The organism is Agromyces luteolus (assembly GCF_009729855.1).
Taxonomy (GTDB): Bacteria; Actinomycetota; Actinomycetes; order Actinomycetales; family Microbacteriaceae; genus Agromyces; species Agromyces luteolus.
Genome location: NZ_WODA01000009.1, coordinates 1 through 16198, shown reverse-complemented (window position 1 = coordinate 16198; position 16198 = coordinate 1). Strand labels below are relative to the sequence as shown.

Below are 16198 nucleotides of genomic sequence, written 5' to 3'. Positions count from 1 at the left end.
GCCCCAGAAATGACAGATGTCTCGCGACATATGAGACATATGTCGCGAGACATCACATGGTGGACCCAGGGGGATTCGAACCCCCGACCTTCTCATTGCGAACGAGACGCGCTACCAACTGCGCCATGGGCCCGAGCCGTCAACGACTCTACCATCCCGTGAGGGGTGGTCCGGACCATGCGATCAGACCGCGGTGCGGCGGCGGCGCAGCACCTGGTCGAGGTCGCCCATACCCGGTCCAGCGCCCTCCACGATGCCCATCCGCGCGTAGGGATTCGCCGGCTCGGACGCCGAAGCGGCCTCGCGCCGCGCCTCCGCGTCGCCGGCCGCCCGCGTCGGTGCCTCGTCGACGGATGCCGCGGGCGGCCGGAGCACGGGCACCTGGGGCTCCATCCGCTCGGCGCGCTCGGCGAGCTCGGCGTCGTTCGCGGCCCGCTTCAGCTGCTCGGCCTCGGCGATCGAGGCCATGACGCTCGCGGCGATCGTGCCGCGCGAGAGATGCAGCGGCTTCGGCAGCGGCTGCGGCGTCCAACCGGGCTCCTCGGGGCCGGGGGCCTCCTCGACGTCGATGGGCTCGAACGGTTCGGCGACCGGCACCGCGACCGGTGCCGGGACGGCGGGGACGGGGCGACGACGTGCGAGCACCGAGAGGCCGGTCATCGCGGTGACGATGCCGACGGCACCGCCGAGGGCGACGAGGCCGCTGCCGCCGAGGGCGAGCATGACGAGGCCCGCGACGAGCGCCACGATCGAGGCGAGCAGGAGCAGCGAGCACATCGCGCGGCGGCGACGACGGGAGCGCCGGGCCACGGCAGCGTCCGACGCGGAGGTCGCCCCGGCGGTGGTGTCCGTCGCGCGCGAGGACGCGGCATCCGCTTCGACGGCGCGCTGCGCCTCGGCTGCGCGCTCGGCCGCCGCGCGCCGGGCCGCGGCCGCACGCTCGGCGGCCGCCGCACGCTGCGCCTGGGCCGCGAGCTCGCGCTCCGCGGCCGCGGCCGCCTCCTCCGCGGCGATTCGCTCGGCGATCGCGAGGTTCTCAGCGGCCTGCGCCTCGAGGCGCGCGGCGAGCTCGTGCTCGTGGAGGATCCGCTCCTGCGCGGCGACCTCGCGCGCCGTCACGCCGGTGCGGACCTCCTCGGGCGCCTCGGCCGTCTCTGCGAGGATCCGAAGCGTCTGCTGCAGGCGCACCGCGTTGCGCTCGGTGGCGAGGTACTGGCGCCGGCGCAGCCAGCTCGGGAGCAGATAGGCGATCCAGAGCGTCGCGGCGACCGCCACGAGTACGCCACCGCCGATCGGATCCATGGCACCACGCTAGGTCACCGGGTGCTGCCGCTCCCACTCGCGGCGGGGCGTGTCAGCGATCCCCCACCCGAAGGGGGGTGCGCGCGGCCTCGCGATCCGCCTCCGGGATCGCGGCGGCGCCCCTCGGCGCCAGACCCTCGCGCCACCGCCGGAGCACCCCTCCGGGCACCTCCTCGGCGACGAGCGCGAAAGCGAAGTGGTCTCGCCAGTCGCCGTCGATGTGGATGAAGCGACGACGGAACCCCTCGTACCGGAAGCCGAGCTTCTCGACGACGCGGAGCGACGGTCCATTCTCGGGGCGGATGCAGATCTCCATGCGGTGCAGGCGCAGCGTGCGGAAGCAGTGGTCGGTCGCGAGCGCGACCGCGGTCGGGGTGATGCCGCGACCGGCGACCTCCTTCGCGACCCAGTACCCGATCGACGCCGACGCGAGCGACCCGTGCGTGATCGAGGAGACGTTCAGCTGTCCGACCAGCTCGCCCTCCCACTCGATCACGAACGGCAGCGCCGTGCCGGCCCGTGCGTGCGCATTGAGGTTGCGGATGCTCGCTCGCGCGTCGATCACGGTCCCGCCGCCGGGGTACGTCGCCTCCCACCGGCGCAGCCACCCCCGGTTGTCGAGCAGCACCCGTTCGAGCTGGCGCGCATCGCGCACCCTGATGGGCCGGAGCGTCAGCGACCCGTCGACGAGGGTCGGAACGGATGCCACCGGCACGTCAGCCTCGTTCGAGTCCGGCGGCGAACTCGACGAGCCAGGCCCGCAGGTCGGCGCCGAGGTCGTCGCGATCGGCGGCGAGCTGGACGACGGCCTTGATGTAGTCGAGCTTGTCGCCCGTGTCGTAGCGGCGGCCCCGGAACACGACGCCGTAGACGCCGCCCGTGCCCTCGACGTCGCCCGCCATCTCCATGAGCGCATCGGTGAGCTGGATCTCGCCGCCCTTCCCGGGCTCCGTGCGGTGCAGCACCTCGAACACGCCGGGCTTCAGGACGTAGCGCCCGATGACGGCATAGTTCGAGGGGGCGACCTCCTTGGCGGGCTTCTCGACGAGGCCGGTGATCCGCACGACGTCGGGGTCGTCGGTCTCCTCGACCTCGGCGGCGCCGTAGAGGTGGATGCTGTCGGGGTCGACCTCGAGCAGGGCGACGATGGTCGCGTCGCGCGCGACCTGCTCGTCGAGCATGCGGGTGAGCAGCACGTCGCGCTCGTCGATGATGTCGTCGCCGAGCAGCACGGCGAACGGCTCGTCGCCGACGTGCATCTCGGCGCGCAGCACGGCGTGGCCGAGACCCTTGGGGTCGCCCTGGCGGACGTAGTGCATCTGCGCGAGCTCGGTCGACTCGTTGACCTTCTGCAGCTTGGCCGTGTCGCCCTTCTGCTCGAGCGTGTACTCCAGCTCGGCGACGCGGTCGAAGTGGTTCTCGAGCGCGTTCTTGTTGCGCCCGGTGATCATGAGCACGTCCGTGAGTCCGGCGCCGACGGCTTCCTCGACCACGTACTGGATGGCGGGCTTGTCGACGACCGGCAGCATCTCCTTCGGCATCGCCTTGGTCGCGGGCAGGAAGCGCGTTCCCAGGCCGGCAGCGGGGATGACGGCCTTCGTGATCCGTTCAGTCATGCGCATCAGCGTAGCCGTACGGCATCGGCGTCCGGCGGATGCATCGTCCTAGGATGGCTGCCATGCCCGACGATCCGACCGTGGTCAAGCGGATCCTCCGCGCCGAGCTCCGCGAGCGCCGACGGAACATGCCCGCCCACGAACGCGAGCAGGCCACCGAGGGCTTCACGTCCCGCCTGCAGGAGCTCGTCGGGTCGAGCGAGGCGACCTCGATCTCGTGCTACCTCTCGATGCCCACCGAACCCGATACCCGGCCGTTCGTGGACTGGGCGGAGGCCAACGGCATCCGCGTCCTCTTCCCGATCACGCGCGAGGACGGCCTGCTCGACTGGACGGTCGGCGAGGAGCAGGACGAGGTGACCGGGCTGCACGGCATGCCCGAGGCGGTCGGCGAGCTGCTCGGTCCGATGGCGATCAACGACGTCGACCTGATCCTCGTCCCCGCGGCGGCGGTGGATGCCACGGGCATGCGCCTCGGCTGGGGACGCGGCTATTTCGACAAGACCCTCGGTTCGATGGGAAAATGTCCCCCGGTGTACGCCATCGTCTTCGACGGCGAGTTCGTCGAGGAGGTGCCGCGGGAGGTCCACGACCAGCCGGTGAACGGCGTCGTGACCCCCACGCGGATCGTCGCGTTCTGACCCCGCGGGCGTACACCCCACACTCCACCGACGGACATCGAGAGACCACCATGCCCACCTATTCCTACCGCTGCACCGAGTGCGGCGAGGCCTTCGACATCCAGCAGGCCTTCACCGACGACACGCTGACGGAGTGCCCGGCCTGCACGGGCCGGCTGCGCAAGCTCTTCGGCTCGGTCGGTGTGACCTTCAACGGGTCTGGGTTCTACCGCACCGACTCCCGCGAGTCGGGCGCGAAGGGCTCGAAGGGCTCGACGGGCGAGTCGTCGTCGGGCTCGGGGTCCGGCTCCGACGGGTCGTCCGGAGCGGGATCGTCCTCGTCCGGCTCGTCGTCGCCGTCGACGTCGTCCGGCTCGTCCTCGAGCGGGTCGACGAGCTCCTCGTCGACCGCCGCCTAGGTCGACCTCCTGTCCGCGAACACCGAACCGGAAACGAAGGGGGCCCGCGTGCTCAAGGGATTCAAGGAGTTCATCCTCCGGGGGAACGTCATCGACCTCGCGGTCGCGGTCGTCATCGGCGCCGCGTTCACGGCGGTCGTCAACTCGATCGTGAACAACCTGTTCAACCCGTTGATCGGCGCGCTCTTCCGCGCGGACAGCCTCGACTCGGCGTTCGTCTGGGAGATCCACACGATGGACGGCAGCGTCGCGGAGGTGAAGTTCGGCGCCGTGCTCGGCGCGATCCTCACGTTCCTCATCGTCGCCGCCGTCGTCTACTTCGTCTTCGTCATGCCGATGAACGTGCTGAAGGAGCGCGCGGAGGCCCGTCGTCAGGCCGGCGAGCCGAAGGCGGAGGACCCCGAGACCGAGCTCACCGTGCTCGCCGAGATCCGCGACCTGCTCGCCGCCGACCGCGTGCGGCAGTCCGACTCGCAGCGCTCCGAGTAGCCGCGCTGCGCCCTCACGGTCTCACCAGTGCGGAGGGCGCTCGCGCGTGATCCGCTCGTCGTCGGGTCCCGTCGCTCGCGGCGTCCCGTCCTCGGGCTCGTCGTGGGCGCCCGGGACCGCGGACTCGGGCTCCGGATCCGTGCCGGGCGCCGGGGTCAGGCGCGCGCGGCGCGCGCCGCGCGCGCGTTCGACGCGCTGACGCGGGGCCGCGGCATCCGGCTCCTCGTCTGCGTCGCGCTCGGCCGGGACCGTCACGCGCTCTCGGCCTCCTCGACCGCCGGCGCTCCCCTCCCGAGCAGCGAGGCGACGCGCTCGGCGACGGCCTCGGGGTCGCCGAACAGTTCGAAGCTGTGCACGCGCAGGTAGTGCCATCCGAGTCGTCGGAGCACGTCGGGTCGGAGCCGGAGCGACTCGCGGAGGCTCTGTCCGACGAGCGCCTGGTCGGTCTCGACCACGACCGCCTTCCCCGCGTGCGAGGCGGCGAGCGAGAGCGTGTCGCGATGGCCGACGCTCACGCGGATGCCGCGACGCTCGAGTCGCGCCGCGAGGTCGACGAGCATGGGGTCGCCGCGCCCGCGGTCCCGCACCGCGTCCCGCTGCTCCTCGGTGTGCGACAGCACGCTCGCGAGCGCCACGACGCCGTGGCGCTGGCGGTCCGCGTCGATGTCCTCGGGTCGGAAGGCCGAGACGATGTCCATCGAGCGACGTGCGCGCGTCATGGCGACCGCGAGCAGGCGTTCGCCGCCCGGCTCGCCGAGCGCGCCGAAGTTCGACAGCAGCCGGCCGTGCGGCGTGCGGCCGTAGCCGATCGAGAACACCACCCGATCGCGACTCTGGGCCACGGCCTGCTCGAGGGTGAGCACCGTGAACGGCTCGGCCCGGTCGCGCAGGATGAAGTCGGACAGGTCGCTGCGCTTGGCGAAGGCGGCGAGCACGGCCTGGTGGACGCGTGCCGCGTGCCGCGCGCTCGCGGTGATGACCATGAGCGACTCGCGGGGCCGCTTGACGGCGTGCTCCAAGACGAGTTCGACGACCTTCGCGACCTCGGCGTCGAGGCTCTCCACCGTCCCGGTGACGGGGTCGGGCAGCCCGTTGCCCCGCACGTAGTGGAGGCCGAGGCTGCCGTGGCCGAGGAAGCTGCCCGCCCACGGCATCGACACGATGCGGCCCCCGTAGAAGCGGCGGTTCACGAGTTCGGCGAGGTCCTCGCCGCCCGCCCGGTAGCTGCGGGTGAGCGTGAGGGTCGGCAGGAGGTCGGCCAGGCGCGCGAGCGCCGAATCGGCGTGCAGCGCGTCGACGCCGTGCTCGGCTCGGGGGCGCTCGTCGGCGTCGGCGTCGGCCGGGATCGCCACCTCGAATCGCGTGGGCGTCTGCGTCACGGGGTCGCCGAAGGCGACGACCTGGCTCGCCCGCCGGATCGCGCCGAGGTTCTCGGCGATCGTGGTCGCGCCGGCGTCCACGAGGAGCACCGTGTCGAAGCGGATCGCGTCGTCGATCTCGGGCACCTCGTACGGCGAGGCGAGCCAGACGGGAGCGAGCATCCGGAACAGGTGGGGCGCCTCGCGGTGCAGCCGATCCGGACGCACGCGGTCGCCGCGGAGCATCCGCCGCAGTCGCTCGGCCTCGTCGGGCTGGTCGACGAGCGCGACGCGCCAGGCCTCGGCGAGCCGCCACGCGAGCAGCGGGCCGGCCGCGGAGGCGTGCGCATCGTCGACGAGGCGGAAGTCGGACTCCAGCCGGTCGAGCACGCTCGTGTTCGCGCCGAGGAGGGCGGGGTCGCCCGCGAGCATCGTCTCGAACACCGACTGCCACCAGGCGAGCTCGAGCTCGGAGGCGACCTGCTGCTCGGGCACGTGGCGCTTGGCGAGGTCGACGAGCAGCGGGTCGAGGCCGAGGCCGCGCAGCTTCTGCAGCAGCGCCGTCCGCTCCTGCAGGTTGAGGAGCACCTCCGACTCCGCCGCCAGGCCGACGAGCGTCGCCTCGAGATCGCGCAGCGGCCTCGCGGCGAGCCGCTTGGGGGTGCCGGCGAGCCCGAGCGGCGCGTCGAGCTCCTGCAGGTCGGCCGCGACCGTGTGATAGGCGACGTGCACGTCGTCGAGCCCGACGGGCACGCTCGGCACGGCGCCGGCCTCCGAGTAGCGGTGCCAGAGCGTGCGCTGCTGCTGGATGCCGCGGAGCGAGCCGTTGAGGTCGCCGACATGCACGCCGGGGCGAACGTACTCGAGCGCGAGCCGCTTCAGCCGACGCCGGTTGGCGCCGGACATCCCCGTCTCCCGACGGGGCGCGGTCGCCGCGATGAGCTCGCCGAGCGGACGGTCGTACACCGAGGGCAGGAACTTCTCGAGCGTGTCGCGCACGTCGTGGAGCAGCCGGAGGAAGACGCCGAGCTCGGCGACGGACTCGAACTGGCGCAGCCGCGTCTGCGCGATGAGCGCGCGACCGCGGTCGAGCAGTCGGGGCACGTCGGTCGTGCTCAGCCGCTTGGCGAGCTCGTGGGCGGCGGTCGCCTCCTCGGAGGTCGCGAAGTCGGCGCCGTACCAGGGCGAGTCGCCCGGGCCGTAGCGGAACTCGCCGAGGGTCGCCGCACGGACGAGGTCGGCCGCGACCGCTTCACGTCCGGCCGCCAGCGCGACGAGGGAGTCGCGTTCGAGCCGCGCCGTCGTGTCGGGCGGCACGGGCATCGACGCGAGCCCGGCGAGCGCCGTGAGCGCGTCGAGCACCGAGACGCCGAGCTCGCCGTCGTTCCGGGTGAGTGCGTTCCGGTAGTCGAGCAGCACGCGACGGAGGCGCACGAGCGCGTCGTCGATGTCGGCGATGCGCGGCTGCTCGGCCTTCTCGTTGCGCGTGATCGACTGGATGAGGTCGCGCCGGAGGCGGTCGGTGCCCACGGCGAGCCCGCCCAGGCCGACCTGCCCGAGCCGGTGCGCGATGCCGTCGAGGCTCGCCCGTCGCGCGCCCACGACGAGGACGCGCCGCTCGTTCGCGATGAGCGCGCCGATCGCGTTCACGATGGTCTGCGTGCCGCCGGTGCCGGGGAGGGTCTTCACGACGATCGAGTCGCCCTGCTCGATGCGGGCGATCACCTGCTCCTGCTCGGGGTCGGCGTCGAGCAGGAGACGGTCGGTCGAGGGCGGCCGCTCGTCCTGCGGGACGATGCGCGGCGGCTCCGCCTGCCGCGACACCGCGGCGCGGGCGTTCGGGTTGCCGGCGATCGCGTCGATGACGGGATGCTCCAGCCGCGCGGCATCCGCCCCCATCGCCGGGCCGACCTCGGCGAACGACGAGACGACGAGGCGCGGGGCGACGTGGAAGTACGGCAGGTGGGAGGTGAGCCCTCGGAGGCGATCGATCACGGGCTGCGGCTTGAACACGCCGTTGGTGATCGCGAGCGCCACGAACGCGTCGGCGTCGAGCGTGATCTGGAACCGCTCGTGCAGTTCGCGCGCGAGCGCCGGGTTGAGGAAGGGCTGGCCCTTGAGCTTCAGCTCGAAGTCCCGGCCGTACCGGCGGATGGCGAGCGGACGCAGGAGCACGGGCGCGAGGAAGCCCTCGCCGGCCGACTGCCACGATGCGAGCCCGATCGCGAGGTGGACCGACTCGATGCCGCGCACGGATCGGAGTTCGACGCCCTTCTGCGTGATCTCGGCCGCGGCGAGCCGCGCGTTTCGGAGCGCGAGCTCGTCGCGGATCAGGCTCGAGAGGAGCGTGGACTTGCCGGTGATGAACTGGGGCAGGCCGCCCGGATGGGTGGTGGAGAGCTCGATGCGCGTACGCGGCGCGTCGTCGAAGTGGACGAGCGGCGATCGGCCGCCGAGGTCGCGCAGCTCGGCGTGCCAGCGGCGCCAGCTCGGCTCGGCGATGTTGCCCGCGACGACCGAGGGGTCGCCGACGGTCACCGCGTGCGGGGTCGCGGGGTCGCGTGTCGGATCCGTCGACCCGGCACGCTCGGCGGCAGGGGTCTCGGTCCCGTCGTCGGGGAAGTCGTCCCCGTCGTTCCGATCGAGCCGTTGCACATCGACACCATACGGCGGCACGGCCGGATCCCCCGGAGCATCGCCGCACTGCGCGCCATTTCGATACCCGCCGGGTATTGATACCATGGGGGTATGCTTGTCCCTGGCACCCGATCGCACGAGGAGCAGCAGCACATGAAGTCGATCTCCCCCACCGACGCGCACGCCGTGGCCGACGCGTGGATCCTCGACGTCCGCGAGGACCACGAGCTCGAGCAGGCCCGCGTCGACGACGCCCATCACATCCCGCTCGGCACGCTCGTCGACCGGCTCGACGAGGTGCCCCGCGACCGGACCGTCTACGTGATGTGCCACGCGGGCGGGCGCAGCGCGCAGGCGACCGAGTACCTCTCGACCCAGGGCGTCGACGCCGTGAACATCTCGGGCGGCATCACCGAGTGGTACCGCGCCGGGCTCCCCCTCACCATCGGAGGTACCGCATGACCACCCACGTCGCCACCGAGACGACCGCCGACGCCCAGCGTCGCATCGCGAACCGCCTGAAGCGCGCCCGCGGGCAGCTCAACGCCGTGATCGACGCCGTCGAGTCCGGCGCCGACTGCCGCACGGTCGTCAACCAGCTCGCCGCCGTGTCGAGCGCGCTCGACCGCGCGGGCTTCGCCGTCATCTCGACCGCGATGCGCGACTGCGCCGCCGACCCCGACGGCAAGGTCGACGGCTCGGGCGAGCGCCTCGACTTCGACGAGCTCGAGAAGCTGTTCCTCTCGCTCTCCTGACGAGCGGATGCCACGACGGCCGCCGCCCGATGCGATCGGGACGGCGGCCGTCGTGTGCTCACGGAGCACCTGGTCGGGCACCCCGGCGTCAGACGAGGGAGGACAGCTCCATGCCGTGGGCCTTCGCGACCCCCTCGTTGGTCAGCTTGCCGGCCGTGGCGTTCAGGCCCTTGGCCAGGGCGGGGTCGGCGGCCAGCGCGGCCTCCCAGCCGAGGTCGGCGATCTTCAGGGCGTAGGGCAGCGTCGCGTTGGTGAGCGCGGGCGTCGACGTCGCGGGGACTGCGCCGGGCATGTTCGCGACGCAGTAGTAGATCGCGTCGTGCACCGAGTACGTCGGCTCGGCGTGGGTGGTGGCACGCGAGCCCTCGAAGCAACCGCCCTGGTCGATCGCGATGTCGACGAGCACGGCGCCGCGCTTCATGGTCGACACCATCTCGTCGGTGATCACCTTCGGGGCCGCCGCGCCGGGCACGAGCACCGCGCCGATCACGAGGTCCGCCTCGCGGATCTGTCGGGCGACCTCGTACGGCGACGAGGCGAGCGTCTTGATGCGGTGCTCGTAGCGGGCGTCGATCTCGCGGAGCTTCGGCAGCGAGATGTCCATGACCGTCACGTCCGCGCCGAGGCCCATCGCCGTGGCCGCGGCCTGCTCGCCGGCGACGCCGCCGCCGATGACGAGGACCTTGGCGGGGGCCGTACCGGGCACCCCGCCGAGCAGGACGCCGCGCCCGCCCATCGAGGCGTGCAGCGACATGGCGCCGACCTGCGGCGCGAGACGCCCGGCGACCTCGCTCATCGGGGTGAGCAGCGGCAGTGACCGGTCGGCGAGCTGCACGGTCTCGTACGCGATGGCGGTGACGCCGGAGTCCAGGATCGCACGCGTGAGCGGAAGGTCGGCGGCGAGGTGGAGGTAGGTGAAGAGCGTGAGGTCCTCGCGCAGGAAGCCGTACTCCTGCGCGATGGGCTCCTTGACCTTCAGCACGAGCTCGGCGGACCACGCCTCCTCGGCGGTCGCGACGATGTTCGCGCCGGCCGCGCGGTACTCGGCGTCGTGGTAGCCCGCGCCCTCGCCGGCCCCGGCCTGGATGTCGACCCGGTGACCGCGCAGCGAGAGCGCGTGCGCTCCGGCCGGCGTCATGGCGACGCGGAATTCGTTGTTCTTGATCTCTGCAGGCACGCCGACGTGCATGGTTGTCGCTCCGAATGCTGTGTGGATGTGTGCTTCCATGGTCGCCTCATGTTCGCCGTTTGTGAAGTGGTTCCGCATGATGTTCGGTAGACTCACGGCATCCGTCTCGAATGTTCGCCGAGGAGCACCGCCATGTCCGATCTGCCGAAGTTCAGCGAACCCGCCCGCGTCGTGCTCGACGACATCGACCGGCAGATCATCGCGCTGCTGCACGAGAACGCCCGCATCCCGAACGTCGACCTCGCCCGCGAGGTCGGCGTCTCCCCGTCGACGTGCCTCGCACGCGTGCGCTCGCTGCGCGAGCGCGGCGTCATCACGCGCTACACGGCCGAGATCAACCCCGCCGCACTCGGCTTCAGCCTCCAGGCGCTGGTCTCGGTCCGCATCCGCCCCGGGGCCCGCCACCTGATGGAGCAGATCTCCGACGAGCTGCGCCGCGAGCCCGAGGTGGCGCAGCTGTTCTTCCTCGGCGGCAGCGAGGACTTCCTGATCCACGTCCGCGTTCGCGACAGCGAGCACGTGCGCCAGTTCGTCCTGAAGAACCTCTCGGCCAACCCCGCCGTCGCGCTCACCGAGACGAACCTCGTCTTCGAGCACCACACCGCCGAGTCGGCGGGCCTGCGGGCCGTGCTCTGAGTCGTCCCGAGGCGGATGCCGCGCCCGCGCGTCAGCGGGCCACGGGCAGGATCTCGGCGAGGTCGAGACCGTCGGGCGATTCGAGCTGCTCGTACGTGCAGCTCTCGGGCTCGCGGTCGGGGCGCCAGCGCCGGAACTGGGCCGTATGCCGGAAGCGGTCGCCCTCCATGTGGTCGTAGGCGACCTCCACCACCAGCTCGGGGCGGAGCGGCACGAACGACAGGTCCTTGCCCGCGCTCCAGCGGCTGACCGCGCCCGGCATCCGGCCGCTCCGATGCGCCTCCAGGTCGGCCCACTCACCCCAGGGGTGCTCCGACAGGTCCTCCTCGACGTACGGCGCGAGCGTCTCGACGAGCTCGCGGCGCTTCGCCATCGGGAACGACGCCGCCACGCCGACGTGGCGCAGGCGGCCGTCGTCGCCGTAGAGCCCGAGGAGCAGCGACCCGACGATGCCGCCCGTCTTGTGCCAGCGATAGCCCGCGATCACGCAGTCGGCGGTGCGCTCGTGCTTGACCTTGAACATCGTGCGCCTGTCGGGCTGGTACGTGCCGTCGAGCGGCTTGGCCACGACGCCGTCGAGTCCGGCCCCCTCGAACCGGGCGAACCAGTCCTCGGCCTCGGCGAGGTCGCCGGTCGCCGGCGTCACGAAGACCGGGTCGGACGCCGCGGCGAGCGCGTCGACGAGCATCGCGCGCCGCTCGGCGAACGGACGGCCCGTGAGGTCGTCGTCGTCGAGCGCCAGCAGGTCGAACGCGATGAACGAGACGGGCGTCTGCTCCGCGAGGAGCTTCACGCGGCTCGCCGCGGGGTGGATGCGCTGCTGCAGCGCGTCGAAGTCGAGCCGCCCCTCGGTCACGAGCACGATCTCGCCGTCGACCACGCACCGAGCGGGCAGGTGCTGCTTCAAGGCCTCGACGAGCTCGGGGAAGTAGCGGGTCATCGGACGCTCGTTCCGGCTGCCGAGCTCGACCTCGTCGCCGTCGCGGAACACGATCGTGCGGAAGCCGTCCCACTTCGGCTCGACGTGCCCGACGTCGGGGATGCCCTTCACCGCCTTCGCGAGCATCGGCTTGACGGGCGGCATCACCGGCAGGTCCATCCGCCCATCATGCTCCCCACCGCCGACACGCGCACGCGCCGTCCCGTGACGCGATCGGGTCGCGGCATCCGTCCGGGTAGCACCACCACCACGACCGTTCAAGGGTCTGCCGCCGACCGGCCGCGAGGCGTAGCCTCGATGGCGGGGATCGCGTTCGGGGCGCACGGACCACCGGAGGGGTGAGGGTGACCATGTCCGAATCGGAGGGACACAGACCGACGGGCGAACGCTCGGAGGAGGACCGCGTCGGGGACGCCGCGGTCGACGAGGTCGAGCGACGCGCTCGCGCACAGGAGGACGCCGACGCCGACGAGCGCGTCGCCGTCCGGGACGACGAGGGACGGATCACCGAGGAGCGCGCGCAATGAGCTCCGTGATCGACCGACCGGACCACGGCACCGATCGTGCGGCACGCCCGCTCCCGTCCATCGGGGTCTGGTGGCCGATGCTCGAGGGGCCGTTGCAGCGCGAGATCCTCGAGCATCCCACGGCACCGCTGCGCGCGGCCGTCGTCCGGCGGATCCTGGAGCTGTGCGAGCAGGACGATCGGCCCGTACCGCGCTCGGGGGTGCGGCTCGACGAGAACGAGCGCGCGTACCTGGCGGGGTGGACCCACGCCGCCGACTGGACCTGAGGACGGTGTCCGGATGAGACCACGTCGGCGTCGCGAACGCAAGCCGTTGAGCCGACCGCTCCAGTGCCGATAGACCAGCAGGTATGGACCGGATCCACTACGCGGGCGGCGAGCTCCTCACCGGGAGCGCGATCGCCGATGCGATCGTCGACTACGCGGCGGCGCTCGCGTCGCGCCGGTCCGCGGCATCCATCGACATCCCGATCCGAGGCCATGACGGCTCGACCGCCCGGGCGCACCTGCTGATCGGGCCGGCCAGCCAGCTCCTGACGGAACCGGTGGAGACCGACCTCGAGGAACTGGTCGACGAGGAACTCGTGTCGCGACTGAGGGCCGCGACGACGGCGCTCGCCACGATCCGTCCCCTGGTCGAGGCGCCGGAGCCCGCGTCGGGCGACGGCGGCGACACGGACGAACTGGAGTGGCCCCCGATCCGTTGAGCGACGGGCGCCGGGGCGATCGCGCCGGGCGACGGGGATCGGCCGTCAGTCGCCGAGGTCGACCTTGTCGACGCCCCCTTCGGCCGGCTCCGGGAGTGTCGTCGACTCGCTCTCGGCCTCTTCGCCGGGCATCGGGTCGTCGGCGGGGATCGGCACGATGCTGACGGGGATCCCTGGGCCGACGAGCAGCTGCGCGGGCTGCGGGCGACCCTCGCCGAAGTTCACGGTGATCCAGTCGGCGAGCCCGCGCTCGTGCGCTTGCTCGATCGCCGCCTTGATCGCCTCCACGTCGGCCTCGCCGACCGAGTACTGGGCGCCGCCGTACATGATGTTCACGCGCTTCACGACTCGTGCCCCCCGTTCGCCTGATCGATCGAGTTCCTCGTCTCGGGTTCGGGGACGAGGACCAGTCCGCCCGGCGAGTTCGCCGTCGCCATCAGCGCGTCGACCCACGCGCGGTTGATCGACGGCTGGCGACCGCCCGCGTACTTGAACACCAACGGGATCCGCGGATGCATCCAGAGCGTGCTGCGACCATCGCCGATCGCCGGATCGTCGCGCCAACTGAAGTAGAACGACTCGCCTCGTCGGAGCTTCGCGCCGATCACGAGTTGCAGGTGCGCGAGCACGCGATCATCGAAGTCGACCCCGAGGGTCGAGTCGTACGTCAACTTCCCCACAACCACCTCCGCGCGGCGGACCGGACCGTTCCGGGACGTGCGACCAGCGTAGCCCGGCGGCGCCGATCGGGGACAGGGGCTTGTCAAGGGCCTGTCGGACCGCTTCGCGTTCGGGTAGCGATGAACATGACCGGAACCGAGCCGAGGGAGGACGACGATGACGTACCGCGGCACGACGATCAGCGACGCACTCGACGTGAAGCCGATCAGCCAGACGACCTGGCGGGTCTCGGACCGCAGGTCGGGTGACGCGACGCGAGGCATCCTGGGGTACATCCGCGAGGTCGAGCACGGATTCGAGATGCTCTGGATGCGGCCGCGAGCGGGAGTCACGCGACGCTACGGCGATTTCGCGGAGGCGGTGAACGAGACCGCGCGGCACCTGGGCACGCTCCGACGACCCGACTGAGGGCCCGGTCGACGGGCGGCGGCACGCGAGAGGGCAGCGGATGCCGCGCCGACGCGGTGCACGGCGCGTGCCGGCATCAGCCCGATCGGTGCGTGCGGTAGTACCCGAGCAGCGCCCGGGTCGAGGCATCCTGCGCCGCCAGCGCCGCCTCGTCGCCCTCGATCGCGGGGGCGATCTGCAGGGCGAGCTGCTTGCCGAGCTCGACACCCCACTGGTCGAACGAATTGATGCCCCAGATCACGCCCTGCGTGAACGTGATGTGCTCGTACAGCGCGATCAGCTGGCCCAGCACCGACGGGGTGAGCGACGGGGCGAAGATCGACGTCGTCGGGCGGTTCCCGTCGAACGTGCGCGCGGCGACCAGCGGCCCCGTGGTGCCCCCCGCCTCGACCTCCTCGGCGGTCTTGCCGAACGCGAGCGCCTTCGTCTGGGCCAGGAAGTTCGCGAGGAACAGCCCGTGCACGTCGCGGCCGTCGTCGGTGAGGGGGTAGGCCGGGTTCACGAAGGCGATGAAGTCGGCGGGGATCAGCCGCGTGCCCTGGTGGATCAGCTGGTAGAACGCGTGCTGGCCGTTCGTGCCGGGCTCGCCCCAGAACACCTCGCCCGTCGTGGTCGTCACGGGCGAGCCGTCCCAGCGGACCGACTTGCCGTTCGACTCCATCGTGAGCTGCTGCAGGTAGGCCGGGAAGCGGTGAAGCTGCTGCGCGTACGGCAGCACGGCGTGCGACTGCGATCCGAGCAGGTTCGAGTACCAGACGTTGAGGAGGCCCATCAGCACGGGCACGTTCCGCTCGAGCGGCGTCGTGCGGACGTGCTCGTCGACCGCGTGGAACCCCGCGAGCAGGTCGCGGAACGCCTCCGGGCCGAGCTCGATCGCGAGCGACAGGCCGATCGCCGAGTCGACCGAGTAGCGGCCGCCGACCCAGTCCCAGAACCCGAACGCGTTCTCGGTGTCGATGCCGAACCCGGCCACCTTGTCGAGCGCCGTCGACACGGCGACGAAGTGGTGGGCGACGGCGTCGGTGCGGGATGCCTCGTCGCCGTCGATCGCCCCGGAGGCCTCGAGTCCGGCCCACAGCCAGTCGCGCGCGAGCCGCGCGTTCGTGAGCGTCTCGAGCGTGGTGAACGTCTTCGACGCAACGATGAACAGCGTCGTCCCGGGGTCGAGGTCGGCCGTCTTCTGCGCGAGGTCGGTCGGGTCGATGTTCGACACGAAGTGCGCGCGGATGCCGGCGTCGGCGTAGGGCTTCAGCGCCTCGGAGACCATGACCGGGCCGAGGTCGGAGCCGCCGATGCCGATGTTGACGACGTCGGTCACCCGCTCGCCCGTCACGCCGAGCCAGTCGCCGGACCGAACGCGGTCGGCGAACGCGGCGACCCGGTCGAGCACCTCGTGCACATCGTGGTCGACGTCCTGTCCGTCGACGACGAGGGCCGGCTCGGCGCCCTTCGGGCGACGGAGCGCCGTGTGCAGCACCGCCCGGTCCTCCGTGGTGTTGATGTGCTCGCCGGCGAGCATCGCGGCATAGCGCTCGGCGACCCCGGTCTCCTCGGCGAGGCGCACGAGCGAGGCGACGACCTCATCGGTGACGAGGTTCTTCGACAGGTCGACGTGCAGGTCGGCGAGGGGCAGGCTCATCCGTTCGACGCGGTCGGGATCGGCGGCGAACCAGGCGCGGAGGTCGGGCGAGAAGGACTCGCGGTGGGCCTCGAGCTCGGACCAGGCTGCGGTGGCGGTGGGATCGATCGGGGTGCTCACCCGCCTCACGCTACCGCCCCAGATCCGGCACGTGAACCCGTGCGACGCCCGGCGACGTGAGCGGGCGGATGCGGCATCCGCGACGGTGCCCCTGGAGGTGTCTGAGTTCACGACATGTGTCACAGGTGATACGTCGCTCATGTCTCGTGACATAGG

The 16198-nt window shown here is 71.9% G+C and carries 20 protein-coding genes and 1 tRNA gene; 10 read left to right on the top strand and 11 right to left on the bottom strand.

The annotated features are described in order from the left end of the window. Positions 1–57 precede the first annotated feature (57 nt). The 4 genes from GLX25_RS06760 to galU all read right to left on the bottom strand — a co-directional run bounded on the left by GLX25_RS06760 (position 58) and on the right by galU (position 2918). A tRNA-Ala gene (locus tag GLX25_RS06760) sits at positions 58–133 on the bottom strand. Positions 134–183: 50 nt separating this feature from the next. Then, a complete protein-coding gene (locus GLX25_RS06755) occupies positions 184–1302 on the bottom strand; it encodes a hypothetical protein (RefSeq protein ID WP_155841552.1) in 1119 nt (372 codons plus the stop codon). A gap of 52 nt (positions 1303–1354) precedes the next feature. Then, positions 1355–2011: a GNAT family N-acetyltransferase gene (locus tag GLX25_RS06750; RefSeq protein ID WP_166548548.1), complete on the bottom strand. Its 657-nt coding sequence runs from the start codon at positions 2009–2011 to the stop codon at positions 1355–1357. Between the two features lie 7 nt (positions 2012–2018). Continuing rightward, complete coding sequence (gene galU / locus GLX25_RS06745; RefSeq protein WP_155841551.1) at positions 2019–2918, bottom strand: UTP--glucose-1-phosphate uridylyltransferase GalU; 900 nt, start codon at positions 2916–2918, stop codon at positions 2019–2021. A gap of 62 nt (positions 2919–2980) precedes the next feature. Between galU and GLX25_RS06740 the strand changes: the two genes are divergently transcribed. From GLX25_RS06740 to mscL, 3 genes are read left to right on the top strand one after another with little or no spacing between them, the layout of a single operon-like run. Then, positions 2981–3559 carry a 5-formyltetrahydrofolate cyclo-ligase gene (locus GLX25_RS06740; protein WP_155841550.1) on the top strand — a complete coding sequence of 193 codons (579 nt, stop codon included), beginning with the start codon at positions 2981–2983 and terminating at the stop codon, positions 3557–3559. A gap of 50 nt (positions 3560–3609) precedes the next feature. Then, entirely contained in the window at positions 3610–3957 is a 348-nt protein-coding gene (locus GLX25_RS06735; protein ID WP_155841549.1) for an FmdB family zinc ribbon protein, read from the top strand. Positions 3958–4005: 48 nt separating this feature from the next. Beyond that, positions 4006–4446 (top strand): large conductance mechanosensitive channel protein MscL, encoded by a 441-nt coding sequence (mscL, locus tag GLX25_RS06730; RefSeq protein WP_166548547.1) that lies wholly within the window; start codon positions 4006–4008, stop codon positions 4444–4446. Positions 4447–4467: 21 nt separating this feature from the next. On the opposite strand, the gene GLX25_RS06725 is transcribed toward mscL, so the two are convergent. Continuing rightward, on the bottom strand, positions 4468–4701 hold the full coding sequence (locus tag GLX25_RS06725; RefSeq protein ID WP_155841547.1) for a hypothetical protein: 234 nt from the start codon (positions 4699–4701) through the stop codon (positions 4468–4470). Beyond that, entirely contained in the window at positions 4698–8459 is a 3762-nt protein-coding gene (locus tag GLX25_RS06720) for an AAA family ATPase (protein ID WP_155841546.1), read from the bottom strand. The genes GLX25_RS06725 and GLX25_RS06720 overlap by 4 nt, the downstream gene beginning before the upstream one ends. A 93-nt stretch (positions 8460–8552) precedes the next feature. Between GLX25_RS06720 and GLX25_RS06715 the strand changes: the two genes are divergently transcribed. Together GLX25_RS06715 and GLX25_RS06710 are read left to right on the top strand one after the other, a co-directional pair. Then, positions 8553–8903, top strand: coding sequence for a rhodanese-like domain-containing protein (locus tag GLX25_RS06715; RefSeq protein ID WP_240898217.1), 351 nt, complete (start codon positions 8553–8555; stop codon positions 8901–8903). After that, a complete protein-coding gene (locus GLX25_RS06710; protein ID WP_155841545.1) occupies positions 8900–9196 on the top strand; it encodes a metal-sensitive transcriptional regulator in 297 nt (98 codons plus the stop codon). The genes GLX25_RS06715 and GLX25_RS06710 overlap by 4 nt, the downstream gene beginning before the upstream one ends. A gap of 88 nt (positions 9197–9284) precedes the next feature. Here the strand turns inward: GLX25_RS06710 and ald are convergent, their stop codons facing one another. Next, complete coding sequence (gene ald, locus GLX25_RS06705; protein ID WP_155841544.1) at positions 9285–10385, bottom strand: alanine dehydrogenase; 1101 nt, start codon at positions 10383–10385, stop codon at positions 9285–9287. A 132-nt stretch (positions 10386–10517) separates the two neighbouring features. On the opposite strand from ald, the gene GLX25_RS06700 reads away from it, so the two are divergent. After that, on the top strand, positions 10518–11021 hold the full coding sequence (locus GLX25_RS06700) for an Lrp/AsnC family transcriptional regulator (RefSeq protein ID WP_155841543.1): 504 nt from the start codon (positions 10518–10520) through the stop codon (positions 11019–11021). Between the two features lie 31 nt (positions 11022–11052). On the opposite strand, the gene GLX25_RS06695 is transcribed toward GLX25_RS06700, so the two are convergent. Then, positions 11053–12120: an ATP-dependent DNA ligase gene (locus GLX25_RS06695; protein WP_155841542.1), complete on the bottom strand. Its 1068-nt coding sequence runs from the start codon at positions 12118–12120 to the stop codon at positions 11053–11055. Positions 12121–12311: 191 nt separating this feature from the next. Here GLX25_RS06695 and GLX25_RS06690 point away from each other — a divergent pair, with 191 nt between their 5' ends. From GLX25_RS06690 to GLX25_RS06680, 3 genes are all read left to right on the top strand, one after another. Beyond that, positions 12312–12488 (top strand): hypothetical protein, encoded by a 177-nt coding sequence (locus tag GLX25_RS06690; RefSeq protein WP_155841541.1) that lies wholly within the window; start codon positions 12312–12314, stop codon positions 12486–12488. Continuing rightward, complete coding sequence (locus tag GLX25_RS06685; protein ID WP_155841540.1) at positions 12485–12754, top strand: hypothetical protein; 270 nt, start codon at positions 12485–12487, stop codon at positions 12752–12754. The genes GLX25_RS06690 and GLX25_RS06685 overlap by 4 nt, the downstream gene beginning before the upstream one ends. 83 nt (positions 12755–12837) lie before the next feature. Continuing rightward, a complete protein-coding gene (locus GLX25_RS06680; protein WP_155841539.1) occupies positions 12838–13194 on the top strand; it encodes a hypothetical protein in 357 nt (118 codons plus the stop codon). Between the two features lie 45 nt (positions 13195–13239). On the opposite strand, the gene GLX25_RS06675 is transcribed toward GLX25_RS06680, so the two are convergent. Both GLX25_RS06675 and GLX25_RS06670 read right to left on the bottom strand, forming a co-directional pair. After that, positions 13240–13539 carry a hypothetical protein gene (locus tag GLX25_RS06675; RefSeq protein ID WP_155841538.1) on the bottom strand — a complete coding sequence of 100 codons (300 nt, stop codon included), beginning with the start codon at positions 13537–13539 and terminating at the stop codon, positions 13240–13242. Continuing rightward, positions 13536–13874, bottom strand: a complete 339-nt coding sequence (locus GLX25_RS06670) for a DUF7882 family protein (protein ID WP_166548546.1) — start codon at positions 13872–13874, stop codon at positions 13536–13538. Before GLX25_RS06670 ends, GLX25_RS06675 begins: the two co-directional genes overlap by 4 nt. Before the next feature lie 157 nt (positions 13875–14031). Between GLX25_RS06670 and GLX25_RS06665 the strand changes: the two genes are divergently transcribed. Beyond that, a complete protein-coding gene (locus GLX25_RS06665; RefSeq protein WP_155841537.1) occupies positions 14032–14283 on the top strand; it encodes a hypothetical protein in 252 nt (83 codons plus the stop codon). Positions 14284–14359: 76 nt separating this feature from the next. On the opposite strand, the gene pgi is transcribed toward GLX25_RS06665, so the two are convergent. Then, positions 14360–16042 carry a glucose-6-phosphate isomerase gene (gene pgi / locus GLX25_RS06660; protein ID WP_271192639.1) on the bottom strand — a complete coding sequence of 561 codons (1683 nt, stop codon included), beginning with the start codon at positions 16040–16042 and terminating at the stop codon, positions 14360–14362. Positions 16043–16198 lie beyond the last annotated feature (156 nt).